Annotated in this window: 26 protein-coding genes and 1 pseudogene; 13 read left to right on the top strand and 14 right to left on the bottom strand. The window is 68.4% G+C overall.

From position 1 onward, the window contains the following. Positions 1-76: 76 nt before the first annotated feature. The 9 genes from ureG to ASF26_RS16515 form a co-directional block, all read right to left on the bottom strand. A complete protein-coding gene (ureG, locus tag ASF26_RS16555; protein ID WP_056256188.1) occupies positions 77-706 on the bottom strand; it encodes an urease accessory protein UreG in 630 nt (209 codons plus the stop codon). 11 nt (positions 707-717) lie between these two features. After that, the gene (locus ASF26_RS16550) at positions 718-1,392 is read right to left on the bottom strand and encodes an urease accessory UreF family protein (RefSeq protein ID WP_056256186.1); all 675 of its coding nucleotides are present in this window, start codon (positions 1,390-1,392) and stop codon (positions 718-720) included. Between the two features lie 80 nt (positions 1,393-1,472). Then, positions 1,473-2,006: an urease accessory protein UreE gene (locus tag ASF26_RS16545; RefSeq protein ID WP_056256181.1), complete on the bottom strand. Its 534-nt coding sequence runs from the start codon at positions 2,004-2,006 to the stop codon at positions 1,473-1,475. Between the two features lie 49 nt (positions 2,007-2,055). Continuing rightward, positions 2,056-2,538, bottom strand: a complete 483-nt coding sequence (locus ASF26_RS16540; RefSeq protein WP_056256178.1) for a DUF29 domain-containing protein — start codon at positions 2,536-2,538, stop codon at positions 2,056-2,058. Between the two features lie 32 nt (positions 2,539-2,570). After that, entirely contained in the window at positions 2,571-4,298 is a 1,728-nt protein-coding gene (gene ureC / locus ASF26_RS16535; RefSeq protein WP_056256175.1) for an urease subunit alpha, read from the bottom strand. Beyond that, positions 4,298-4,858, bottom strand: coding sequence for an HD domain-containing protein (locus ASF26_RS16530; RefSeq protein ID WP_056256171.1), 561 nt, complete (start codon positions 4,856-4,858; stop codon positions 4,298-4,300). The genes ureC and ASF26_RS16530 overlap by 1 nt, the downstream gene beginning before the upstream one ends. Next, positions 4,855-5,475, bottom strand: a complete 621-nt coding sequence (locus tag ASF26_RS16525; protein WP_082477683.1) for an urease subunit gamma — start codon at positions 5,473-5,475, stop codon at positions 4,855-4,857. The genes ASF26_RS16530 and ASF26_RS16525 overlap by 4 nt, the downstream gene beginning before the upstream one ends. 63 nt (positions 5,476-5,538) lie before the next feature. Next, positions 5,539-5,829: an addiction module antidote protein gene (locus tag ASF26_RS16520; RefSeq protein ID WP_056149621.1), complete on the bottom strand. Its 291-nt coding sequence runs from the start codon at positions 5,827-5,829 to the stop codon at positions 5,539-5,541. Between the two features lie 40 nt (positions 5,830-5,869). Beyond that, a complete protein-coding gene (locus ASF26_RS16515) occupies positions 5,870-6,160 on the bottom strand; it encodes a type II toxin-antitoxin system RelE/ParE family toxin (protein ID WP_056256168.1) in 291 nt (96 codons plus the stop codon). A gap of 125 nt (positions 6,161-6,285) precedes the next feature. On the opposite strand from ASF26_RS16515, the pseudogene puuE reads away from it, so the two are divergent. The 3 genes and pseudogenes from puuE to rutR all read left to right on the top strand — a co-directional run. After that, positions 6,286-7,176 (top strand): annotated as a pseudogene (gene puuE / locus ASF26_RS16510) (allantoinase PuuE); the annotation flags it as partial. Positions 7,177-7,184: 8 nt separating this feature from the next. Further along, the gene (locus tag ASF26_RS22810; protein ID WP_156463025.1) at positions 7,185-7,640 is read left to right on the top strand and encodes a hypothetical protein; all 456 of its coding nucleotides are present in this window, start codon (positions 7,185-7,187) and stop codon (positions 7,638-7,640) included. 88 nt (positions 7,641-7,728) lie between these two features. Beyond that, positions 7,729-8,370, top strand: coding sequence for an HTH-type transcriptional regulator RutR (gene rutR, locus ASF26_RS16505; protein ID WP_056256937.1), 642 nt, complete (start codon positions 7,729-7,731; stop codon positions 8,368-8,370). Positions 8,371-8,431: 61 nt separating this feature from the next. Here the strand turns inward: rutR and ASF26_RS16500 are convergent, their stop codons facing one another. After that, positions 8,432-8,791: a cytochrome c family protein gene (locus ASF26_RS16500; RefSeq protein ID WP_056256163.1), complete on the bottom strand. Its 360-nt coding sequence runs from the start codon at positions 8,789-8,791 to the stop codon at positions 8,432-8,434. Positions 8,792-9,143: 352 nt separating this feature from the next. On the opposite strand from ASF26_RS16500, the gene rutA reads away from it, so the two are divergent. From rutA to ASF26_RS16460, 8 genes are all read left to right on the top strand, one after another. Beyond that, positions 9,144-10,244 carry a pyrimidine utilization protein A gene (rutA, locus tag ASF26_RS16495; protein ID WP_056256154.1) on the top strand — a complete coding sequence of 367 codons (1,101 nt, stop codon included), beginning with the start codon at positions 9,144-9,146 and terminating at the stop codon, positions 10,242-10,244. Next, the gene (gene rutB, locus ASF26_RS16490) at positions 10,244-10,975 is read left to right on the top strand and encodes a pyrimidine utilization protein B (protein ID WP_056256151.1); all 732 of its coding nucleotides are present in this window, start codon (positions 10,244-10,246) and stop codon (positions 10,973-10,975) included. Before rutA ends, rutB begins: the two co-directional genes overlap by 1 nt. A gap of 215 nt (positions 10,976-11,190) precedes the next feature. After that, positions 11,191-11,580: a pyrimidine utilization protein C gene (gene rutC, locus ASF26_RS16485; RefSeq protein WP_056256148.1), complete on the top strand. Its 390-nt coding sequence runs from the start codon at positions 11,191-11,193 to the stop codon at positions 11,578-11,580. Beyond that, positions 11,577-12,356, top strand: a complete 780-nt coding sequence (gene rutD / locus ASF26_RS16480) for a pyrimidine utilization protein D (RefSeq protein WP_056256140.1) — start codon at positions 11,577-11,579, stop codon at positions 12,354-12,356. Before rutC ends, rutD begins: the two co-directional genes overlap by 4 nt. 120 nt (positions 12,357-12,476) lie before the next feature. Further along, the gene (locus ASF26_RS16475; protein WP_056256136.1) at positions 12,477-13,034 is read left to right on the top strand and encodes a flavin reductase; all 558 of its coding nucleotides are present in this window, start codon (positions 12,477-12,479) and stop codon (positions 13,032-13,034) included. A gap of 314 nt (positions 13,035-13,348) precedes the next feature. Further along, the gene (locus ASF26_RS16470) at positions 13,349-14,557 is read left to right on the top strand and encodes a glycosyltransferase family 61 protein (protein WP_056256133.1); all 1,209 of its coding nucleotides are present in this window, start codon (positions 13,349-13,351) and stop codon (positions 14,555-14,557) included. A gap of 3 nt (positions 14,558-14,560) precedes the next feature. Then, on the top strand, positions 14,561-15,763 hold the full coding sequence (locus tag ASF26_RS16465) for an O-antigen ligase family protein (RefSeq protein WP_056256130.1): 1,203 nt from the start codon (positions 14,561-14,563) through the stop codon (positions 15,761-15,763). 106 nt (positions 15,764-15,869) lie between these two features. Then, positions 15,870-17,180, top strand: a complete 1,311-nt coding sequence (locus tag ASF26_RS16460) for a solute carrier family 23 protein (protein ID WP_056256129.1) — start codon at positions 15,870-15,872, stop codon at positions 17,178-17,180. 33 nt (positions 17,181-17,213) lie between these two features. Here the strand turns inward: ASF26_RS16460 and ASF26_RS16455 are convergent, their stop codons facing one another. After that, on the bottom strand, positions 17,214-18,752 hold the full coding sequence (locus ASF26_RS16455; RefSeq protein WP_056256125.1) for an ATP-binding protein: 1,539 nt from the start codon (positions 18,750-18,752) through the stop codon (positions 17,214-17,216). Between the two features lie 287 nt (positions 18,753-19,039). On the opposite strand from ASF26_RS16455, the gene ASF26_RS16450 reads away from it, so the two are divergent. Together ASF26_RS16450 and ASF26_RS16445 are read left to right on the top strand one after the other, a co-directional pair. Further along, positions 19,040-19,246 carry a hypothetical protein gene (locus ASF26_RS16450; RefSeq protein ID WP_027173473.1) on the top strand — a complete coding sequence of 69 codons (207 nt, stop codon included), beginning with the start codon at positions 19,040-19,042 and terminating at the stop codon, positions 19,244-19,246. 36 nt (positions 19,247-19,282) lie between these two features. Then, complete coding sequence (locus ASF26_RS16445) at positions 19,283-19,558, top strand: hypothetical protein (protein ID WP_056256121.1); 276 nt, start codon at positions 19,283-19,285, stop codon at positions 19,556-19,558. A 159-nt stretch (positions 19,559-19,717) separates the two neighbouring features. On the opposite strand, the gene ASF26_RS16440 is transcribed toward ASF26_RS16445, so the two are convergent. From ASF26_RS16440 to ASF26_RS22805, 3 genes are all read right to left on the bottom strand, one after another. After that, positions 19,718-20,710, bottom strand: a complete 993-nt coding sequence (locus ASF26_RS16440; RefSeq protein ID WP_056256117.1) for a P1 family peptidase — start codon at positions 20,708-20,710, stop codon at positions 19,718-19,720. Positions 20,711-20,730: 20 nt separating this feature from the next. Next, on the bottom strand, positions 20,731-21,636 hold the full coding sequence (gene rarD / locus ASF26_RS16435) for an EamA family transporter RarD (protein WP_056256113.1): 906 nt from the start codon (positions 21,634-21,636) through the stop codon (positions 20,731-20,733). A gap of 138 nt (positions 21,637-21,774) precedes the next feature. Then, on the bottom strand, positions 21,775-22,182 hold the full coding sequence (locus ASF26_RS22805; RefSeq protein WP_056256111.1) for a hypothetical protein: 408 nt from the start codon (positions 22,180-22,182) through the stop codon (positions 21,775-21,777). Positions 22,183-22,314: the final 132 nt, after the last annotated feature.

Raw genomic sequence — 22,314 nt, 5'->3', positions numbered from 1 at the left:
GCCTCCGTCGAGGGCTCCGCTGCGCTGCGCCGCCTCAGGATGAGGTGGGTTGATCGGATGATTCCGCGGAGGCAACCTATCCCAGCCCGCCGGCCTCGACGATGAAGCGGGCCACCGTGTCCGCGCCGTGTCCCTCGCGCAGGGAGGAGAACACGTAGGGCCGCGTGCCCCGCATGCGCCGGGTATCGGCCTCCATCACTCCAAGATCGGCGCCGACCATGGGAGCGAGGTCGGTCTTGTTGACGATGAGGAGATCGGACCGAGTGATGCCGGGGCCGCCCTTGCGCGGGATCTTCTCGCCGCCGGCGACGTCGATGACGTAGAGGGTGAGGTCGGCGAGCTCCGGCGAGAAGGTCGCGGCGAGGTTGTCGCCGCCGGATTCGATCAGGATCAGGTCGAGCTTGGGGAAGCGACGGCGCATCTCGGCCACCGCCGCGAGGTTGATCGAGGCGTCCTCGCGGATCGCCGTATGCGGGCAGCCGCCGGTCTCGACGCCCATGATCCGCTCCTCGGGCAAGGCGCCCGCCACGGTGAGGATGCGGGCATCCTCCTTGGTGTAGATGTCGTTGGTGATGGCGCAGATCTCGAAGCGATCGCGGAAGCGCTTGCAGAGCTGTTCCATCAGGGCGGTCTTGCCGGAGCCGACGGGGCCGCCGATGCCGACGCGCAAGGGGCCGTTCGGTGAGTGGCCGTTCAGTGAGGTCATGACGGGGTCTTTCACGAGCGGAAAATCCGGGAATACTGAGTCTCGTGCCGGGCCGAGCCGAGATCGAGGCGCAGGGTCGCGGTGCCGATCTCCTCGAGGCTCAGGGGCGGGATGGTCGCGGCCAAAGCCGCCACCCGGCGGGTGAGGGACGCGATCACCCGCGTGCCGGCGCTCTGGCCGATGGGCGCGCAGCGCAGCGCCGCCGAGACGAGGTTCTGCAGGAAGGCGAGGCCGAACCCGGCGAGCACCGGGGCGAGCGCCATGCGGTGGGCGCCGGCCGAGAGCCCCACCGCCACCGGGTAGGCCACCTCGCCGGGCAATGCCTCGCTCAACCGGTCGAGGTCAGGCAGGCCCCAGGCGGCGCGGGTGGCGTCGAGGAAGCTGCGCCCCTGCTGGGTCGTCTCGAGGTGGAGTTCGCGCGTGGGCGCCAGGGCGACGGCGAGGTCGTTGACCTCCGCCAGCGCCGCGACGTCCCCCGCCTCGGCGGCGGCATGGGCATGAGCCAGAAGAATCAGGTCGGTGCGCACCGCGCCCCGTTCGAGCACGTCGCAGAGCCAGGCCAGCAGCGAGGCCTCGCCGCCGACATCGCCGCATTCCACCGCCCATTCGAGCCCGTGCGAATAGGCATAGGCCCCGACGGGATAGCCCGGCGAGAGCCAGGCCATGAGCCGGACGGTGTCGATCATCGGGGATCATCCCTCATGGCGCCGGGCGCCCTTCCCTGGAGCCTCTGCCCGCCAACGGCTCATGGGTCGGAGGACGAGGCTCAACCGGACACCGTGTCGTGGCTGTGCGGATGAGGGTGGTCGTGACCATGACCATGACCATGATCGTGGGCATGGCCATGCCCGTGGTGGTGCCCGGCGGCCTCGCCGGCATAGGCGCCCCCCTCGGGCCGGAACGGACGCTCCACCGGCTCGGCCGTGCCGCTCAAGCCCCGCACCATCTCGGCCAGCACGTGGTCATAGGCGATGTAGACCGCGTCCGCGCCGATCTCGGCTGGGATGTGCCGGTTGCCGATGTGCCAGATCAGGCGCTTGAGGGCGAGGTCGTCGGCGGCCCGGATTTCGAGCAGGCGCTCGGGAGCGGCCTCGACCCAGACAAGGCGGCCATCCTGCAGCACCAGGGCGTCGCCGTCGTCGAGGACCGTCGGGGCGGGCAGGTCGAGCAGGAAGGACAGTCCGCCGACCCCACGCATGGCCATGCGCCGGCGGTGGCGGTCGCCATGGTCGAGGACGATGCGGTCGACGATCTCGCCGGAGAGGGCGTCTCGGCGCAGGACGCGTGTGGCGCGGATCATGGGGTCAGAAACGCTTCCTTGGGCAGCTCGATCATACCGATCCTCGGCATCAGAGAACCTCCGGATCTACCGGACCAGGGTAGAAGCCATCGTCCATGATCTGCTGCAGCGAGTAGGGACAGGCTTCAGGAAAGGCACGCTCGCTCAAGCCCGTCTCCGCTGCCGCGCGGACGCATGCCAAGCGATGAGCCTTGGCGAGCACCACCTCGGGCCATGCCTTGAGGCTGGGACTGACATCGAGAAGGCCGTCGATCTGGAGCCGTTGCTCGACGATGGAGGCACGCCAGCCGTACTTGCGCTTCTGCGGCTGAAACTCCCACTTCAGCAGATACTGAATCAGGATGGAGAGTCGGTTGCGGATCTCGGATTTCTGCGACCCACCCAAGCTCTCGATCTCCTCGGCGAGGTGATTCAGGTCGACATCCTGCCAAAGGCCCGCGCGCAGGAGCGCCGCCTGCGCCTGTGTCCAGAGATACAGATCGGTCTCGTGGAGATCCTGCCCCAGGGGCAGCCTCACAGCAGCCTTTGCCATGGCATGTCTCCTGTCAGCGCCGCCATTCTACCTCAAAACAGGAAATACCGCTGCGCCATCGGCAGCACCTCGGCCGGCTCGCAGACCAGGAGTTCGCCATCGGCGCGCACGTCGTAGGTCTCCGCGTCGATCTCGATGTTCGGCGTGGCGTCGTTGAGGATCATGCTCTTCTTCGAGATGCCGCCGCGCACGTTCTCCACGGCGACGAGCCGCTTCTGCACCCCGAGCCTCTCGCCGAGCCCGTCCTCGATGGCGGCCTTCGAGACGAAGGTGAGCGCGGTGGCGAAGGGCGAGCGGCCGATGGCCCCGAACATTGGGCGGTAATGCACCGGCTGGGGCGTGGGGATCGAGGCGTTGGGGTCGCCCATCGGTGCGGTGGCGATCATGCCGCCCTTGATGACGAGGTCGGGCTTCACCCCGAAGAAGGCCGGCGTCCACAGGACGAGATCGGCGAGCTTGCCCGCCTCCACCGAGCCGACATGGGCCGAGACCCCATGCGCGATGGCCGGGTTGATCGTGTATTTCGCGATGTAGCGGCGGGCGCGCAGGTTGTCGTTGCCGGAGGTGTCGCCCGGCAGGCTCCCGCGCTGGCGCTTCATCTTGTCCGCCGTCTGCCAGGTCCGGATGACGACCTCGCCGACCCGGCCCATGGCCTGGCTGTCCGACGACATCATCGAAAGCGCGCCGATATCGTGCAGGATGTCCTCGGCCGCGATGGTCTCCTTGCGGATGCGGCTCTCGGCGAACGCCAGATCCTCGGGGATCGCCGGATCGAGGTGGTGGCAGACCATGAGCATGTCGAGATGCTCGTCGATGGTGTTCTGCGTATAGGGGCGCGTGGGGTTCGTCGACGAGGGCAGGACGTTCATCAGCCCCGCCACCTTCATGATGTCCGGCGCATGCCCGCCCCCCGCCCCTTCCGTGTGGAAGGCATGGATGGTCCGCCCCGCGAAGGCGCGGATCGTGTCCTCGACGAAGCCGGATTCGTTGAGCGTGTCGGAATGGATCATCACCTGCACGTCGTGCAGGTCGGCCACCGTGAGGCAGGTGTCGATGGCCTGGGGCGTGGTGCCCCAATCCTCGTGGAGCTTCAGGGCGCAGGCGCCGGCGCGGACCATCTCGACGAGGCTCTCGGGCCGCGAGGCGTTGCCCTTGCCGGCGAAGGCGAGGTTCATCGGGAAGCTGTCCGCCGCCTCGATCATCCGGGCGAGATGCCAGGGGCCGGGGGTGCAGGTGGTGGCGAAAGTGCCGTGCGCCGGGCCGGTGCCGCCGCCGAGCATGGTGGTGACGCCCGAGCATAGGGCCTCCTCGATCTGTTGCGGGCAGATGTAGTGGATATGGCTGTCGAACCCGCCGGCCGTGAGGATCTTGCCCTCTCCCGCGATCACTTCGGTGCCGGGGCCGACGATGATGTCGACGCCCGGCTGGATGTCCGGGTTGCCGGCCTTGCCCAGCTTAAAGATCCGCCCCTTCACGATGCCGACATCGCATTTCACCACGCCCCAATGGTCGAGGACCACGGCGTTGGTGATGACGGTGTCCACCGCGCCATCGGCATTCGTCACCTGCGACTGCCCCATCCCGTCGCGGATGACCTTGCCGCCGCCGAACTTCACCTCCTCGCCATAGGTGGTGTGGTCGCGCTCCACCTCGATGACAAGGGAGGTGTCGGCGAGGCGGATTTTATCGCCCGTGGTGGGGCCGAACATGTCGGCATAGGCCGAGCGGGCGAGGGAGGCGGGGCGGGGTGTGTTGGACATCAGGCGGCCTCTCGTGCCTCTGCGACGGCGCGGTCGAAAAGAGCATCCAGCGCCGCGTTGACGCCGCGACAGCCGGCGACGACCTCTTTCGCCCAATCGATGTAGTTCGCCACGCGCTCCGCGCCCCAATCGTCCGGGGGGCTCGCCACGAGCGAATGCAGGTTGCTGATCTTGTCCGCGATCTTGAGGGCGCGGGCGCCGGGCGACTTGTGCGGCGCCTGCTCGACCTGGAGACGCTTGCGCTCGGCCTTGGGCAGCGATTTGTCGTCGGTGACCTCGGCCACGAGTTCGGCGACGCGCCGACCGAACAGTTGCTCGATCTCCTCGCGGCTCGTCCCGGTATCCTCCACCGTGTCGTGGAGCCAGCCCGCCGCCACCAGATTGGCATTGGGCTCCTCGGCGGTCGCGGCTAGGAGCGAGGCCACCTCGGCGAGGTGGTTCACGTAAGGCTCGCGCGCCGCGCCCTTCCGGGTCTGTCCCACGTGACGCCGCGCGGCGAACTCGGCGGCACGGGTGACGAGGAGGATGCCGTCGCGCAGACGGGACGTCTCGTCGCTCATAGGGACCCCATCACGTCGCCGCGGAACCCGTAGACCGTCCGGGCGCCGAGCAGCGGCACCAGCGAGACCTCCCGCGTGGCGCCCGGCTCGAACCGCACCGCCGTGCCCGGCGCGATGTCGAGGCGCTGGCCCCTCGCCTTCTCGCGCTCGAACGTCAGGCCCGGATTCACCTCGTAGAAATGGTAGTGCGAGCCGACCTGGATCGGCCGGTCGCCGACATTGGACACGGTGAGCAGGGTGCGCGGGGCGCCGTCGTTGAAGACGATCTCGCCCGGAAGCGTCGTCACCGTGCCGGGCACGTCCGAAGAGGGCGCGCCACGGATCGGATGATGGACGGTGACGAGCTTGGTACCGTCGGGGAACGTCGCCTCCACCTGGATGTCGTGGATCATCTCGGCGATGCCCTCCATCACCTGATCGGCGGTCAGCACATGGGCGCCCGCCTGCATCAGTTCTGAGACCGAGCGGCCGTCCCGCGCGCCCTCCACCACCGCATCGGTGATGAGCGCGATCGCTTCGGGATAGTTCAGCTTGACGCCGCGGGCGAGCCGGTTGCGGGCGACCTGGGCGGCCATGGCGACGAGGAGCTTGTCCTTTTCGCGCGGGGTCAGGAGCACGGGAAACCTCGGGTGTTGGTCGCGGGGTGCGGGACGCAGGCAAGGACCATGCGCGGGCCGTTCCTAGGGAGCCGGGACCACTGTCGTCGTCAAGCGCAGGTTGAGGGCTTTCAGGACGCGCATGGTCGTATCGAGGCTCGGATTGCCCTCGTCGGACAGGGCTCGGTACAGGCTCTCGCGGGAGAGACCCGTCTCTCTGGCGATCTGGGTCATGCCATGAGCGCGCGCGGCGACGCCAAGCGCATGTCGCAGGAGAGCGGCGTCTCCCTCCTCGAACGCAGCGGCCAGATACTCGGCCACCGCTTCATCGGTGTCGAGATAATCGGCGGAATCATAGGGCTGGGTCGTGGTCATCGCTCATTCCTTGCGGAGTTCTCGCTTTAGGAGTCTCACCTCACACAGTCCGCGCGATCGCCTTGGCCCGAGCGATGTCGCGATCCTGGCTTCCTTCGTCACCGCCGCACAGGAGAATGACGAGAGCCTCGCCCCGACGAACGAAATAGATCCGGTAGCCGGGCCCATAATCAATTCTCAGTTCGCTCACGCCCTCTCCGACGGGCTTTACATCGCCAGGATTGCCATGGGCGAGACGGTCGACGCGCAACGCGATCCGTGCCGTTGCGCGCGTGTCGCGAAGGCCCCTGAGCCAGCCGTCGAACACGTCGGTGCGGCGCATGTCCATGATTCAGGAATGTAGCTCATGGACTACGTTTCTACAATCAATGGAGCAGGCGCGATCTGGATCGAGGGGACAGGTCGTGGCAGGACTGTGCGTCGAACGTCCATATGTCCATCCGAACGGCAGGCCCCGTGACCTATCCCCGCGACCTCGTCGGCTACGGCCGCAACCCGCCCCATCCGCGCTGGCCGAACGGCGCGCGGATCGCGGTGCAGATCGTGCTCAACTACGAGGAGGGCGGCGAGAACTGCATCCTGCATGGCGATGCTGCCTCGGAGGCGTTCCTGTCGGAGATCGTCGGCGCCCAGGCGTGGCCGGGCCAGCGGCATATGAACATGGAATCGATGTTCGAATACGGCTCGCGTGCGGGCTTCTGGCGGATCTGGCGGCTGCTCCAGGCGCGGAACATTCCCGTCACCGTGTTCAGCGTCGCCACGGCACTGGCCCGTCACCCCGACATCGCCGCGGCCATGAAGGAGGCCGATTGGGAGATCGCCTGCCACGGCCTGAAATGGATCGACTACCGCGACTTCACCCGCGAGGAGGAGAAGGCGCATATGGACGAGGCGATCCGCATCCATACCGAGATCACGGGGGAACGGCCGCTGGGCTGGTACACGGGCCGTTCCTCGGTCCACACCCTCGATCTCGGGGTGGAGGCCGGCTTCACTTGGCTCGCCGATTCTTACGCCGACGACCTGCCCTACTGGATCGAGGCGCCGAGCGGGCGGGGCCTCGTGGTGCCCTACACGCTGGACGCCAACGACATGCGCTGTGTCGCGCTGCAGGGGTTCAACACCGGCGACCACTTCTTCACCTACCTGCGCGACACGTTCGATGCGCTCTACGCGGAGGGCGAGAGCGCGCCGAAGATGATGTCGGTGGGGCTGCATTGCCGCCTCGTCGGACGGCCGGGCCGGATCGGGGCGCTGGCCCGCTTCCTCGACCATATCGCCGCCCATGAGGACGTCTGGGTGGCACGACGGATCGACATCGCCCGGCACTGGATCGACCATCACCCGGCGGGGGCATGACCATGTCCGACTGGAAGAGATTCTTTCTTTTCGCCCATGCATTGGCACTGATCACAGTGCTCGCTCAACCTGCAGCCGCGAAGAAGACGAAAGCAGCCTGGGACTTGGGAGGCTGCTGGACGAAAGATATGAAGCCTCGGAATCTGGATGGCGGTGAAAGTCCAGGCAGCAAAACACTGTGCTTCGGGAAAAACGGTCGACTTGGGACAAGCATCTTTTCTCATGCCCACAAGGAATCATTTCAGAGTGAAGGCCAGTATCGCGGCTCGCAGACCGAAATCGAGCTTCTGGGTTTTCCCGGTGACGGGTGGGTCGGCAGCAAACCACTCGAAAGGTGTACCTATTCCTTCGGCACAGGCGCCGAGACGATGACCCTGAGCGACTGCAGCCTCGTGGGCGAGTGGACACGGACGTGTCGGGCGGTTTCAGCCGACCTGTCCTGCACTCCTTGAGTGTGACGATACCGGACGAACAAGCGCTTTCGAGATCGACATGCATCGTGACGGTATCGCCTCGGTCGGGGCACCAGGAGACGACCAGGTGCCGGTGATCGCAGACAAGCCCCCCGCCCGCCGCCGCCGCAAGGACGGCGAGGCGCGGCGCGAGGCGATCCTTGATGCGGGGCTCGAGATCTTTTCGGGACTCGGCCTGCACGGGGCGAGCCTGGACCGGCTCGCCGAGCGGGCCGGGCTGTCGAAGGCCAACCTGCTCTATTACTTCCCCTCGAAGGAGGAGCTGTATCTGGCGGTGCTCCGCCGCGTCCTCGACGTCTGGCTCGACCCGCTGCAGGAACTCGACGCCGACAGCGATCCGGCCGAGGCGATCCGGGCCTATATCCGCGCCAAGCTCACCCTGTCGCGGGACGCGCCGCAGGCCTCGCGGCTGTTCTGCCTGGAGATCGTCCAGGGCGCGCCGCTCCTGCGGGCCGAACTCGAAGGCCCCCTGCGAGGGTTGGTGGACAGCAAGGCGGCGATCCTGCGCGGATGGATCGACCAGGGCCGCATCGGTGCCCACGACCCCCACCACCTGATCTTCTCGATCTGGGCGATCACCCAGCACTACGCCGATTTCGCGGTCCAGGTGGATGCGGTCACGGGCCGGAGCCTCGACGAATCCGACTTCTTCGAGAGCACCGTGGCGAGTACGCAGGCCCTGATCCTCACCGGGCTCGGCCTGCGATAGGCACTGGGAAACGAGCCCCGCCGGCGGAATTCCGCTCCATCGGCGAGGCTCGCGAAATGGCCTACTTCTTCGAGGCGAGATACGCGATCACGTCGTCGATCTTCTTGTCGTCGGGATAGCCGGCGAACACCATCTTCGTCCCCGGCACCTTGGCCTTTGGGTTCTTCAGCCATTCGTGCAGGTTCGCCTCGTCCCAGGTGATGCCCGACGCCTTGAGCGGGGCCGAGTAGGAATACCCGTCGAGGGAAGCTGCCTTGCGCCCGACGACCCCGGTCAGATCCGGGCCGACACCGTTCTTGCCGAAGGCATGGCAGGCCTTGCAGGGCGCGAACGCCTTCTCGCCGGCGGCCGCATCGCCTTCGGCATGGGCCGCCATCGGAAGCAGCATCGCGACGATAGCACCGAGCATCGGGTACCGCATGGGGTTTCCTCTCCGTGGTTGTTTTGAATACCTCCAGAAAACTGACCGCGCCCTCCGCGAAGGCAATGTCCGCGAGTGAGACCTCACGAGAACGTGTCACGGCGGGGGATGAACCGGCCCGCCGACGCGAACCTGCTCGGCCCGCCCGCCGTTTCAGCAGAAACCGCCTTCCCCCCGGGCAGATCGAAGAGAGTTTGAGCAAACGGCCGAAAAGGTCGATTTCGAGTTTGACCATATGGTCCAAACAACTACCGTTCACCATCGGACGGGACGAGCAGGACACTCTTCCGTTCGCAACCTTGACCGGGATTGGATCCCATCGTCCAATCTCCGCCAGAATAGCGAGGCGGTCATGAATGTCGGCGTCTTCATTCCCATCGGCAACAACGGTTGGCTCCTGTCGGAGAACGCGCCGCAATACAGGCCGAGCTTCGAGCTCAACAAGCAGGTCGTGTTGAAGGCCGAGGGCTACGGGTTCGATTTCGCCCTGTCGATGATCAAGCTGCGGGGCTTCGGCGGCAAGACCGAGTTCTGGGACCACAACCTCGAATCCTTCACGCTGATGGCGGGCCTCGCCGCCGTGACGAGCCGGATCAAGCTCTTCGCCACCGCCGCCACCCTGTGCATGCCCCCCGCCATCACCGCGCGGATGGCCTCCACCATCGATTCCATCTCCGGCGGCCGCTTCGGCCTCAACCTCGTCACCGGATGGCAGCGGCCGGAATACTCGCAGATGGGGTTGTGGCCCGGCGATGAGTACTTTTCACGGCGCTACGAATACCTTTCCGAATACGCCCAGGTGCTTCGTGACCTGTGGGAGACGGGCTCCTGTGACCTCAAGGGCGAGTTCTTCCAGATGGACGATTGCCGGCTCTCGCCCCGGCCGCAGGCGGAGATGAAGATCATCTGCGCCGGCCAGTCGGCCGCCGGCATGGAATTCACCGCCAGATACGCCGACTACAATTTCTGCTTCGGCAAGGGCGTGAACACGCCCAAAGCCTTCGCCCCCACGGTGGAGCGGCTGGAACTCGCCAAGGCCGAGACGGGCCGGGACGTGTCGTCCTACGTGCTGTTCATGATCATCGCCGCCGAGACCGACGAGGAGGCCCGCGCCACCTGGGAGCATTACAAGGCGGGAGCGGATGCCGAAGCCATCGCCTGGCTCGGGGTCCAGGGAGCGGCCGACACCAAATCCGGCTCGGACACCAACGTGCGCCAGATGGCCGACCCGACTTCGGCGGTGAACATCAACATGGGCACCTTCGTCGGCTCTCACGCTGAGGTGGCGCGGATGCTCGACGAGGTCGCCACCGTGCCAGGCACCGAAGGCGTGCTCCTGGTCTTCGACGATTTTCTCAAAGGCCTCGACGCCTACGGCACCCGCATCCAGCCGCTGATGCGCTCGCGGGCGCATGTCACCGCCGATGCGGTGCCGATGGCGAAGGTGGCGTGATGGTCGCCGGCTATCACGATCCGGCAGGGCGCCATGGCGGCATCACCCTCCCCGCCCGGCCCGAGCCCATCGCCTTCGATGCCGAGGCCACGGCTCTCATCGTCGTCGACATGCAGAATGCCTATGCCACCAAGGGCGGCTACCTCGATCTCGCCGGGTTCGACGTCTCGGCGACCGGCCCGGTGATCGAGCGGATCGCGACGGCCGTCGCCGCCGCCCGCAAGGCCGGAATCAGGGTCGTCTGGTTCCAGAACGGCTGGGACCCCGACTATGTCGAGGCCGGCGGGCCGGGCTCACCGAACTGGCACAAGTCGAACGCCCTCAAGACCATGCGCAGCCACCCCGACATGAACGAGCGGCTGCTGGCCAAGGGCACCTGGGACTACGCCCTGGTGGATACGCTGAAGCCCGAGCCCGGCGACATCCTGCTGCCCAAACCGCGCTACAGCGGCTTCTACAGCACCCAGCTCGACAGCCTGCTGCGCTCGGCCGGCATCCGCACCCTGGTCTTCACCGGCATCGCCACCAACGTCTGCGTGGAATCGACCCTGCGCGACGGGTTCTTCCTCGAATATTTCGGCATCGTGCTGGCCGACGCAACGCACCAGGCGGGGCCGGACAGCCTGCAGGCGGGCGCGCTCGCCAATATCGAGACCTTCTTCGGCTGGGTCTCGGACGTGGCGAGCTTCAAAGCGGCGCTGGCTGAGCGGGACGCCGTGGTGGCGGAGTGACATCCTCCCTCCCGCCCTCGACCTCATCCTGAGGTGCCCGCGTCAGCGGGCCTCGAAGGAGGCCTCCAGGCCCCTGGGAGCGAGCTGAAAGCCTCCTTCGAGGCCTCCGCTACGCTGCGGCACCTCAGGATGAGGTCACGGGCGGGCAAGACGACACAGGCAACACAGACGACGAAGACGGCCATTTCGACGATCGAACGGGAGTACTGCGAACCATGCCCAAGACCGCGATCATTCCCCCCGGCACCGGCAAGCCGTTGGCCCCCTACGTGCCGGGCACCCTCGCCGACGGCGTACTCTACGTCTCCGGCACCCTGCCGCTGGATGCCGACGCCAACGTCGTCCATGTGGGCGATGCCGGCGCCCAGACCGGCCATGTGCTGGAGACGATCAAGGGCGTCGTCACGGCGGCCGGCGGCACCATGGACGACGTCACCTTCAACCACATCTTCCTGAAGGACTGGGCCGATTACGCCGCGATCAACGCGGTCTATGCCAGCTACTTCCCCGGCGAGAAGCCGGCGCGCTACTGCATCCAGTGCGGCCTGGTAAAGCCCGACGCCCTGGTGGAGATCGCCACCATCGCGCATGTGGGCAAGCCGTGAGCGCAGCCATCCACCACGAGATCCACGGGGCCGGAGCGCGCACCATCCTGCTCTCGCCGGGTCTCGGCGGCTCCTGCGGCTATTTCGCGCCGCAGATCCCGGCTCTGGCCGAGCGCTTCCGGGTGGTCGGCTACGACCATCGCGGCACCGGGCGCTCGCCCGATGCCCTGGAGGAGGGCCACGACATCGCGGCGATGGCCCGCGACGCGCTCCGGGTGCTGGACGATCTCGGCATCGCCAGTGCCGACATCGTCGGGCATGCGCTGGGCGGCCTGATCGGCCTCGAGCTCGCGCGCACCCATCCCGACCGGGTCGGGCGCCTCGTGGTCGTCAACGGCTGGGACAGGGCCGATCCGGCGACGAAGCGCTGCTTTGCCGCCCGCAAGGCGCTGCTGACCCATGCCGGACCGGATGCCTATGTGGCGGCGCAGGCCATCTTCCTCTACCCGGCGCCCTGGCTGTCCCTCAACGCCGGGCGGGTGGCGGCGGACGAGGCCCATGCCCTGGCGCATTTCCCCGGGCCTGAGAACACGTTCCGGCGGATCGCGGCACTCGAGGCCTTCGGTCTCAGCGATCGTCTCGCCGACATCCCGCACGAAACCCTGGTGATGGCGGCGGAAGACGACGTGCTGGTGCCCTATCTGTGCTCGGAGCGGCTCGCGTCGGGCCTGCCCGACGCCAGGCTGGATCTGGCCAAGGGCGGCGGCCACGCCCATAGCGTGACGCAGGCGGAGGCGTTCAACCGCGCCCTCCTCGCCTTTCTCGACCGACCCTGAGCAGGTTCGCATTGGCAAGCCAACGCGTCACCTCGCTCAGGCCTCTGAAGTGTCGCAGGTTTTGAGGCGCAAAACCGGTGATCACTTTCGCTGAACCCGCTGAGAGGAAAGCCCCCGGCCATGAGCGAGACGACGATGCCCACGGTCGAAGCCGGCGCCTTCCGCGAGGCGATGTCGCATCTGGCCAGCTCGGTCCATCTCGTCACCAGCGATGGACCGGGGGGACGGGCGGGCTTCACCGCCTCCTCCGTCTGCAGCGTCAGCGACGCGCCGCCGACCCTCCTCGTCTGCATCAACCGCACCTCCTCGGCCTACGCGGCGGTGAGCGCCAACGCGGTCCTGTGCGTGAACACCCTGTCGGGCGAGCAGGCCGGCATCGCGGGTGCGTTCGGCGGTCGCACCCCCATGGACGAGCGCTTCGCCGCGGCGGCGTGGGGCGAACTCGCCACCGGGGCGCCGGTGCTGGAGGGGGCGCTCGCCGCCTTCGATTGCCGCATCGTCGCGCGCCACGCCGTCGGCAGCCACGACGTGCTGTTCTGCGAGGTGGTGGATCTCTCGGAGCCCGGCGGTGGACAGGTCCTCGTCTATGCCGGCCGACGCTACCACACCTTGCCCGTGTCATCGCCTGCGTCACCCGCGCCCGCCCGCAAGGCGGACGGCCTGCTGGGGGCGCTCTGACGCCGCGCATCCGAACCATGCGGCCCATCAGGCCGTCGAGGCGCGCAAGCTCAATGTGCGGGAGGATGTTGATTTATCCACCGGGGCTGCTTACCGCATCACCATTGAACGACGTCGGACTTGTCATGCGCCACGGCATCGGGCCGGAGAACCGGGTTCGACCGGGCGTGCCAAGCTCTCTATTTGTATCGGGCATTCGAAATACACAGTTCGCCCTACACTGCGGGGCGAGACCATAGATTCGGTTGTGTCGTTTCAACGATCTTCACCAATGGTGCCGTAGGGTCGAGCGTGCGATTTCGTGGGGGACCTGCTTGGCTCGGCACCATACCTTCCTCGAACGCCTGTTCGATCTGAAGCCCTATGCGTCGGCCTTCAGCACTGCCCTGCTGGGCTGGCATCCCGCCCTGCGGCGGAGCACGGGTTACTTCCCGGATTTCGCCTGGCCGGCCGGCCGCGCGCGGGTGATCAGCGACGAGACCCGGAGGCATCGCCTCTGCGCGCCCGGCTACGACGCGGCGCGGGCCATCGTCATGCGCCACAACGCCGATGTGATGAACGGGCTGGAGACGGCCTGCATGGGGGACACCACCCGCACGATGATCGCCGGGATCGGCGGCGTCCTGATTCCCGGCCACACCGTGATCCCCGCCGATTACGACACGGGCCGCCAGATCTCCCTCGGCCAGCGGGGCCAGGCGCGCTGGGCCTTCTGCCACCCCGCACCGATCGGCCTGCGCAAGATCGTCCTGACGGAGCGCTGCCTCGCGATCCCGCCCGTCTTCCATTTCGGCCATCTCCTCACCGACGTGCTGATGCCGATCTGCGAGGCCGTGCGCGTCGGTGCCATCGACAAGCGGGAGGAGACGGTGTTCGTCACGGCCTCGCACCCGCCCCTCGTGACCGCCTTTCTCGATGGGCTGAAGGCGCTCGGCTACCCGATCCGGCAACTCGTGCTCAAGGCGACGGACCATGTGGTCACGGAGCGCTATGTCTATGCCCGGAGCCATTGCCCCAATATCGAACGGATCTTCGGCGTACCCCAGGCACTGGATACGGCACGGGCCATCTTCCGTGCGGCCTATCGGGGGCATCCGATCACGCCGCCGGCCTCGAAGCTCTATCTCCGGCGCCGCAACCAGCGCCTGCGCGTCGTGGAGGGCGAGGACGCGCTGGTCGAGCGGCTGGAACGCGCGGGCTTCCGCATCTTCGAGCCGGGATGGGGCAACCATGCCGAGCAGATGGCGGCGATAGCGGGTGCCGACGTCGTGGCCGCCGTACACGGCGCCGCCCTGGCCAACACGATCTTCTGCAAGCCCGGCGCCACCGTCGTCGAACTGATGGCCTCGACCTCCCGCAAGAGCACAGTGCTTCACTGGGCGAGTGAGGGCGGGGCCGACTACGTGCCGGTCCTGGGCGGCCCGGAGGGCGCCCGGCAATCCTTCGCGATCGATCCCGCGGCCACGGCGGAGGCCATCCTCCGCGCCGTGGAACCCGCACCGAGACTCCATGCCGGGGCCTGACGCATGACGACCCCGGACACCTCGGCACGCGGCCTCGCGGGGCGGAACGTCCTCTGCGTGGCCGGTTACCTGCTGCTGCTGGTCTCCGCCTATTTCATCGCCAAGAACCTCTCGGCCAAGCTGATGATCGCGGGGCTCGTCACCATCGCCGTGAGCGATCCGACGCTGCTGCGCGAACGCCTGCCGCACGCCCTGGAATGGGGGCTCGCCGCGCTCGCGGGCTTCGCCGCCTGGACGGTGCTCGGCCTTCTCGTCAATGGCATTCCCCTGGGGCCGGCGAGCGATGCGGTGGCGAATTTCGCGCTCCTGGCCGTCTCCCTCCTGGCGGGACGGCGCCTGCTCGCCTGCTGCGGCCTCCGCTTCATCCTGAGCGCGCTCTTTGCCGTGGCCAGCCTCAGCGCACTCCTGACGCTCGTTCTGCATTTCGGCGGGGGCCTCTCCTTGGCGGACAGGCTCGTGCCGCTGGGTCGGCCGTCCAACTCCATCCCGGGAGCCGGCGGCCTCTGCATCGCCCTGATCGGCATCGTCGCCCTCCTCGGTGACCGGTCACGCCCGGCCACACCCGCGACGATCGCCCTCGTCGCCCTGGCCGCGCTGCCGATCGTCGTGGCCATGGCCATGACCCAGAGCCGCGGTCCCATCCTCGCGGCGGTCGTCGCCCTGGCGGCGACGCGGCTGCCGTGGCGTCCGGATGGCTGGCGTCTCACCGGCTGGCGGCTCTTCGCGGTGGCCCTCCTGGCCTGGAGCCTCACCACGGCGCTGATCGTGATCGAGCCCTGGCTGAGAGCGATGCTCTGCGTCGACCAGTCGAATTTCTGCCGTCCCTCCAGCCGCCAGCAGATCTGGACCTGGGTGTTCGAGCATATCTCGCAGCGGCCCCTGCTCGGTTTCACGCCCGTCTTCCGCTTTGCCGATTCGCTCTTCAACCACGCCCATAACGGCCTCTTCGGCACGGCGATGTATTTCGGCGTCCCGGCCTTGGTGGCCGCCCTGGCGATGACCTTCGTCTATTGCCGTCACCTCGCGACCGTCGACGGAGGGCTCTCGACGTTCTGCGCCGCCGCGCTGATCTTCAGCTTCGGCTACATGGGATCGGACCTTCCCAACCCGTTCTCGTTCGTGAACATGCATTTCTTCTTCCTCTGGCTGCCCATCGCCTTCGCCTTGGCGGGGCGGTCGGAGGAGGCCGCGACCGGGTCGGATTAGGACATCGTCCTGAAGCGTCGCGCCGCTCCATGGGGTGCGGCTGCCACGCTCCTTGCATCACGCGATCCGCATCACGCGCCCACACCCGTCCGGAGACGACGCGATCATGGCAGCCGAACCCTATTTCCCCGTCTGGCGCGCCAGGGATGCGACGTCGGAGGCCACGGACGTCATGCCCGACGAGCGGCTGCCCGCGGGCCAGACCGTGCTCCTCGGCTTCCAGCACGTGGTGGCGATGTTCGGCGCCACCGCGCTGATGCCGATCCTGATGGGGTTCGACCCCAACCTGGCGATCTTCTTCTCCGGCATCGGTACGCTGATCTTCTTCCTCGCCACGGGCGGCCGGGTGCCGAGCTATCTCGGCTCGTCGGCGGCCTTCGTCGGTGTGGTGATCGCGGCCACGGGCTATGCCGGGGCGGGGCCGAACCCCAACATCGCCGTGGCGCTCGGAGGCATCGTCGCGGCGGGTCTGCTCTACGGCCTCGTGGGCGCTGTCATCGGGCTCGTCGGCTATGCCTGGGTGGAGCGGGTGATGCCCCCGGTGGTGACCGGCGCGGTGGTGGCCGCCATCGGCCTCAACCTCGCTCCGATCGCGACGCGGATCATCTCGGCCTCCGCCTTCGACACCTGGTTCGGCCTTCTGACGGTGGTCATCGTCAGCGTCATCACCATCTACGCGCCCGGCCTCGCCCGGCGCCTGCCGATCCTGATCGGGGCGGCCCTCGCCTACCTGCTCTATCTCCTCCTCGCCAACGGGTTGGGTCTCGCCAAGCCCATCGATTTCTCCGCCGTCATGGCCGCCCCCTGGATCGGCGTGCCGGGCTTCGTGGCGCCAATCTTCGACCCCAAGGCGATCGCCCTCATCGCCCCGGTCTTCGTGGTGCTGATCGCCGAGAATCTCGGCCATATCAAAGCCATCGGCGCGATGACGAGCCGCAACCTCGACCCCTACATCGCCCGCGCCTTCCTCGGCGACGGCCTCGCCACCATGCTGTCGGGGGGCCTCGGCGGCACGGGGGTGACGACCTATGCGGAGAATATGGGCGTCATGGCCATGACCCGGATCTACTCGACCCTGGTCTTCGTGGTCGCCGGCTTCACCGCGATCCTGTTCGGCCTGTGCCCGAAATTCGGGGCCCTGATCCTGACCCTGCCGGTGCCGGTGATCGGCGGTCTCTCGGTGGTGGTGTTCGGGCTGATCGCCGCCACGGCCGGGCGGATCTGGGTGGAGAACCGGGTGGACTTCGCCAATGCCCGCAACCTCCTCACGGTCGGCGTCGCCGTGGTGCTGGGCGCGGGCGACCTCACCCTGAAATTCGGGTCCTTCGCCTTCGGCGGCATCGGCACCGCCACCTTCGGTGCCATCCTGATCTATCATCTCCTCGACATGACGAGGATCGGACGCGCGCGGGTGTGACGGCGGCGCGCCCCTTCACAGGAGGGGCGCGGCCTATTCGGCCGCGAACAGGCCCGGCATCTCCGGCTCGACGCTTCCCGGCAGTGTCGCCTTGGGGTCGCCTGGCCCGGTCTCGCAGCCGAGCACGGGCAGGGCGATGACGCGCAGCCCGCGAAAATCCGTGCGGCAGACGATGGTGCCCCGCGTCTCCACATAGGCGAGGAGCCGCCGGGCGCGCCCCGGCGAGCGGCTGCCGATGGCCCGCGCCAGGGCCTCGTCGCCGGGGCAGGGCTCTCCGGCCAGGGCCGCGCGGGCGAGGAGCAGGAACAGGCCCTGGACCTCGTCGGGCAGGTTGGCGGCAGCGGCCTGTGCCTCGTCCCAGCGCGCGTCCCCGTCGGCCCGGGAGGCCTCACCGTCGAACCCGGCCCGCGCCACGCCGAGGCGGCGGCGGAAGGCGGCGAGGGGGAGGGATTCGCCGTCGAGCCCGCGCATGCGGCAGCGCACGAGGAAGTCCTGGTAGATCACGGCCACGGGCTGGCGCCCGGCATCGGGGTCGGCGGCGATGCCGCGCAGCACCTCGTCGAGGCCGGCGCGCAACTCCTCTTCGCTCAGGGGCTCGGGCGCCTCGACGGGCTCGGGTCGGTAGGCGCTGAGTTCGCGCAGGAGGTCGGCGGGGCTCGCACGGGGCGTCGGCGGAGTGCGCGGTGCCGGGGCCCAGGAGGCCGGGCCATCCTCGGCCGAGCGGGTGAGAATGAGGGCGCGCAGATCCGCGTCGGCGGGAGCGGGAAGCGGCACGAGCTTGGGCGAACCCGAGCGCGCCGAGGTGGAGACCGGCCCGATGCGCAGGGCCAGCGGCCGGCGGCTCAACGCGGGGCCGAGGGCCACGAACTCGCCGCGGGAGAGATCGCGGAACCGCTCGGCGCCGCGGCGGTCGAGACCCAGCAGGTCGGCGGCGCGGGCCATGTCGATGTCGAGGAAGGTGCGGCCCATCAGGAAGTTGGTGGCCTCGGCCGCCACGTTCTTGGCAAGCTTGGCGAGGCGCTGCGTGGCGATGATGCCCGCGAGCCCGCGCTTGCGGCCACGGCACATCAGGTTGGTCATGGCCCCGAGAGAGGCCTTGCGCGCCTCGTCGGAGACGTCGCCGGCGGCAGCGGGCGCGAAGATCTGCGCCTCGTCGACGACGACGAGGACGGGGTGCCAATGGCTGCGCTCGGCCTCGAACAGGCCGCCGAGGAAGGCGGCGGCGGCGCGCATCTGCGCCTCCATGTCGAGGCTCTCCAGGGTGAGGACCACGGAGACCCGATGGGCGCGCACCCGCGCCGCGATGGCCTGGAGATCGCCCTCCCCATGGGCGCCGTCCACGACCACGTGGCCGTAGGCCTCGGCCAGGGTGACGAAATCGCCCTCGGGATCGATGATCACCTGCTGGACCGAGCCCGCGCTCTGCTCGAGCAGGCGGCGCAGGAGATGCGACTTGCCGGAGCCGGAATTGCCCTGGACCAGGAGTCGGGTGGCCAAGAGTTCCTCGAGATCGAGCCGGGCGGGCTCTTCGCCCGGCCCCATGCTCAGACCCATCTCGATCCCCACCGTCATTCCCGCTCCGCTGTCCCGTATCGCGCCCGCGACGAGACCGATCCTAGCACGGATGAGCCCAGCGTGCGGAGCACGAGGGCGGCGCATCCACAGGCACGAGCCTCGCCGATTAGACATAAAGACCTAGGCTATTTGACCTAGGTTTTTAAGCAAAGGACGAACATCCTAGACACTCCATGCTCAAGGCTTTGCGAACGCGCGCATGGCCGCTCCATCGACCACAGAGCGCTGCATTTTCCTGCAGGCCGCCCTTGCCGCCCTGCCCCGCGCATCTAGATTCCGGTCTCATGAACCCAGTCCTCATCGTTGCCCTGGTCTGCGCCTCCACGGTCCAGGCCCCCGACTGCTCCCGCGAGACGGCCCTCGACGTGATCACGGGGCCTGCTCACACGCTTCAGGAATGCATGATGCAGGGGCCGGTCCTGGCGGCCAATGCCGGCCACGGCAACAATCCGGACACCTACGTGAAGACCCGCTGCGAACCGCGGCGCTGAGCCGGCCGGGCGCGAATCCCCCAGGAACGAAGCCCCATGAGTAACGACGTCAGCCCGGACCGGGCAGTGATGATCCGCCTGCGCGCCCGCCTCGCGGTGGTGGAGCGGGCGGCTTGGTTCGGCTTCGCCGAGGCAATGCGTCGGCAGCCGGAGGAAACGGAAGCCTATATCGCGGCCGAGCGCGCCAAATGCGCCGCCGGGTTCGCCGGCCCGGCCTGGGCCCGCGACCTGAGCGATGCCGAGCGAGCGATGCTCGGCGCCGAGGTGGATGCGGGGCTGGCGCAGCTGATGGAGGACGCCAAGGAGGACTGATCCTCTCGGTTCCCTTCCCCCGGACGGGTGAAGCGGGTGAGCCGCTGACGTGGCGCGTATTCGCGTGAGGTCCCAGATCACCTTGCGCTTCGCTGCAGGCGTGTAAAAGGTGCGGCCTGCGATGCCGGACTCGACGAGAGTCTGACCAATATCTTCCCCTCACCCGCCCCACAGATCCCGCCAGGCCGGCGGCATCGCCAGGCCCGGCAGGCTGGTCGCCGCGTGGATTCCGATGGCCACGGCGCGAGCGAGGGTATCGGCCGCCGCCGCGCCGATACGGGCGAGATCGGTGATGGGGTCGGAGAGGGGAATCCGTCCGGTGGAGACCGCGAAGACCATGTCGCCGTCGAGCGGCGTGTGGACGGGGTGGATCGCCCGCGACAGGCCGTCCTGCGCCATCACCGCGAGGCGGCGGCACTGAGCCTTGGTCAGCACCGCGTCGGTGGCGACGATGGCCAAGGTGGTACTGGTGCCGGGCGAGGCCTCGCGGGGCCAGGTGAAGGCGTCCGCCGGCATCGGATCGGGGAAGCCGAGGCCGCCGAACTCCCCCTCACGCTCGAACGGCGCCGCCCAGAAATGCCGCCCCTCCCCCACCGTGACCCGGCCGAAGGCGTTCACCGCCACCAGCGCGCCGACCCGCGCGGGCGTGCCGTCCACGAGGGAGGAAGCCGAGCCGAGGCCGCCCTTGAGGTTGGCCGTGCGCGCGCCGTAGCCTGCCCCCACGGTGCCGAGGGCGAAATCCTGCGCCGCCGCCGCGGCGGCCTCGTAGCCGAGGTCGCGATAGTGCGAGAAGCGGCCCCAGTTCTTGTCGCCGCCGTTGAGGAGATCGAACAGGATCGCGCCGGGGACGATGGGGACACGGATATCGGCGACGGGAAACCCCCTCCCCGCCTCGGCGAGCCAGGCCACGACGCCGGCCCCCGCGTCGAGACCGAAGGTGGAGCCACCGGACAGGACCAGGGCGTCGATGCGCTCCACCGTGCGCTCGGGGTCGAGGAGGTCGGTCTCCCGGGTGCCCGGCCCCCCGCCGCGCACGTCGACACCCGCCACCACGGCCGGGTCGAACAGGATCGCGGTGGTGCCGCTCGCCACGCGCGCATCCTGGGCGTGGCCCACGGTGATGCCGGCGATGTCGGTGATGCGGTTGCGCATCCAGAGCCTCCGAATCTCGCTCAGAACGATCGCATGCCCGGGCGGTCGGGGCCAGCGGCGGCGGGCTCGGGCGGCTCCTTGGCCCGCCGCGCCGCACGGAAGGAATCGACGGCATAAAGCGCCAGCGCCAGCCAGATCAGGACGAACAGGACCAGTCGATGCGGCTCCAGGCGTTCGCCGTAAACGAGGACGCTGAGGGCCATGAGGCAGGAAGGGGCGAGGTATTGCATCAGCCCGAGGGTGGAGAGGGTGAGGCGCTGGGCGGCGGCGGCGAACCAGATCAGCGGCAGGGCTGTGGTGGCGCCGGTGAGGAGCAGGAGGCCGAGGCGGACGGGATCGCCGTTCACCACGGCGGGGGCGGCGAGGACGAGATAGAGGCCGGCGGCGGGCAGGAGCAGGAAGGTCTCGGCGGCAAAGCCCACCATGGCGTCGACGCCCACCACCTTGCGCACCAGCCCGTAGAGCGAAAAACTCGCGGCGAGCGTCAGGGACAGCCAGGGCAGGTGCCCCGCCAGGACCACCGCCAGGATCACGCCGGCGGCGGCGAGCCCCACCGCCACAGCCTGGACCGGCCGCAGCCGCTCGCCGAGAACGAGGGCGCCGAGCGCCACGCTCATCAGCGGATTGATGAAATAGCCCAGACTCGCATCGAGCATGTGCCCGGACTGGACCGCCACGAGGTAGAGCAGCCAGTTGATCGCGATGAGCCCAGCCGAGACGACGAGGAGAAGGTGGCGGCGCCTCAGGGGAAACGGGTTGCGCACCCGCCGGCGCAGGACCGCCAGCAGGCCGACCACGAGCACGCTCGACCAGACGATGCGATGGGCGAGGATGCTGCCGGCCGGCACGGAATCGAGCAGCCGGAAATGCACCGGTACGACGATGCCCCAACTCAGGTAGGCTCCGAGCGCGTAGATCAGCCCCACGACGTTCCTCCCGTCCCGCTTCGGGGATGGGACGGGGTTTACACCAAGATCCGAAGCGGAGCGCGGGCGCGGGATGGGGGGAGGCAATGCGTCGAGGGGCCGCTTCGCCCTCCCCGTCCGCGGAAGGGGGGAGGCCGATCAGCGGCGCGGCGGGGTGATCGGGTCGCCGCGCAGGAGGGCGTTCAAACGCTCGGTGTCGAACCCGTCCGTGGCCTTCGGCTTGGCCGGCGCGGGCTTGAGCGAGGCCGTCTTCGTCACCGCGGGTTTGGCGGCGGAGGATGGGGAAGGCTTCGATCCGGTGGGCCTGGCTCCCGTCGGGCGGGGTGCGGCGGGGCCGGTGGTCGAGACGCTGGCCGTGCCGCCGAGGGGCAAGGACGGCGACGGGATCGAGCCGGTATCCTGCGGTTCGCTGGGAACGGGGGCCCGCACCATCTGTGGCGGCGACGGGGCGGGGAGATGTGCCAGCCGGTCGGCACTGACGAAGCCGATCGCCAGGACGCTCAGGCCGAAGACGCTGCCGACGACGAGGAAGCGCAAGATACGCACGCGATACGCTTTCTACAAATACTCAACACCTTGAATACCGCTTTTAAACCAAGGCCGTTAACGAACCCGAGCATCGCCGTCCGGCCCGACCGTGCCATTTTCTGACCCTTCCTGCCGTCGCAGGCGGGAGGC

The sequence above is a fragment of the Methylobacterium sp. Leaf93 genome, from assembly GCF_001422345.1.
GTDB classification, from domain to species: Bacteria; Pseudomonadota; Alphaproteobacteria; order Rhizobiales; family Beijerinckiaceae; genus Methylobacterium; species Methylobacterium bullatum.
Note: the sequence above shows the minus strand (reverse complement) of the source record. Positions and strands in the feature narration are given on the sequence as shown.

What these genes read in the sequence shown, in the direction of transcription:
- ureG (WP_056256188.1), bottom strand. Translation starts at nt 706, where the DNA reads ATGACCTCACTGAACGGCCACTCACCGAACGGCCCCTTGCGCGTCGGC.
- ASF26_RS16550 (WP_056256186.1), bottom strand. Translation starts at nt 1,392, where the DNA reads ATGATCGACACCGTCCGGCTCATGGCCTGGCTCTCGCCGGGCTATCCC.
- ASF26_RS16545 (WP_056256181.1), bottom strand. Translation starts at nt 2,006, where the DNA reads ATGATCCGCGCCACACGCGTCCTGCGCCGAGACGCCCTCTCCGGCGAG.
- ASF26_RS16540 (WP_056256178.1), bottom strand. Translation starts at nt 2,538, where the DNA reads ATGGCAAAGGCTGCTGTGAGGCTGCCCCTGGGGCAGGATCTCCACGAG.
- ureC (WP_056256175.1), bottom strand. Translation starts at nt 4,298, where the DNA reads ATGTCCAACACACCCCGCCCCGCCTCCCTCGCCCGCTCGGCCTATGCC.
- ASF26_RS16530 (WP_056256171.1), bottom strand. Translation starts at nt 4,858, where the DNA reads ATGAGCGACGAGACGTCCCGTCTGCGCGACGGCATCCTCCTCGTCACC.
- ASF26_RS16520 (WP_056149621.1), bottom strand. Translation starts at nt 5,829, where the DNA reads ATGACCACGACCCAGCCCTATGATTCCGCCGATTATCTCGACACCGAT.
- ASF26_RS22810 (WP_156463025.1), top strand. Translation starts at nt 7,185, where the DNA reads ATGACCATGTCCGACTGGAAGAGATTCTTTCTTTTCGCCCATGCATTG.
- ASF26_RS16500 (WP_056256163.1), bottom strand. Translation starts at nt 8,791, where the DNA reads ATGCGGTACCCGATGCTCGGTGCTATCGTCGCGATGCTGCTTCCGATG.
- rutA (WP_056256154.1), top strand. Translation starts at nt 9,144, where the DNA reads ATGAATGTCGGCGTCTTCATTCCCATCGGCAACAACGGTTGGCTCCTG.
- rutB (WP_056256151.1), top strand. Translation starts at nt 10,244, where the DNA reads ATGGTCGCCGGCTATCACGATCCGGCAGGGCGCCATGGCGGCATCACC.
- rutC (WP_056256148.1), top strand. Translation starts at nt 11,191, where the DNA reads ATGCCCAAGACCGCGATCATTCCCCCCGGCACCGGCAAGCCGTTGGCC.
- ASF26_RS16475 (WP_056256136.1), top strand. Translation starts at nt 12,477, where the DNA reads ATGAGCGAGACGACGATGCCCACGGTCGAAGCCGGCGCCTTCCGCGAG.
- ASF26_RS16465 (WP_056256130.1), top strand. Translation starts at nt 14,561, where the DNA reads ATGACGACCCCGGACACCTCGGCACGCGGCCTCGCGGGGCGGAACGTC.
- ASF26_RS16460 (WP_056256129.1), top strand. Translation starts at nt 15,870, where the DNA reads ATGGCAGCCGAACCCTATTTCCCCGTCTGGCGCGCCAGGGATGCGACG.
- ASF26_RS16455 (WP_056256125.1), bottom strand. Translation starts at nt 18,752, where the DNA reads ATGACGGTGGGGATCGAGATGGGTCTGAGCATGGGGCCGGGCGAAGAG.
- ASF26_RS16450 (WP_027173473.1), top strand. Translation starts at nt 19,040, where the DNA reads ATGAACCCAGTCCTCATCGTTGCCCTGGTCTGCGCCTCCACGGTCCAG.
- ASF26_RS16445 (WP_056256121.1), top strand. Translation starts at nt 19,283, where the DNA reads ATGAGTAACGACGTCAGCCCGGACCGGGCAGTGATGATCCGCCTGCGC.
- ASF26_RS16440 (WP_056256117.1), bottom strand. Translation starts at nt 20,710, where the DNA reads ATGCGCAACCGCATCACCGACATCGCCGGCATCACCGTGGGCCACGCC.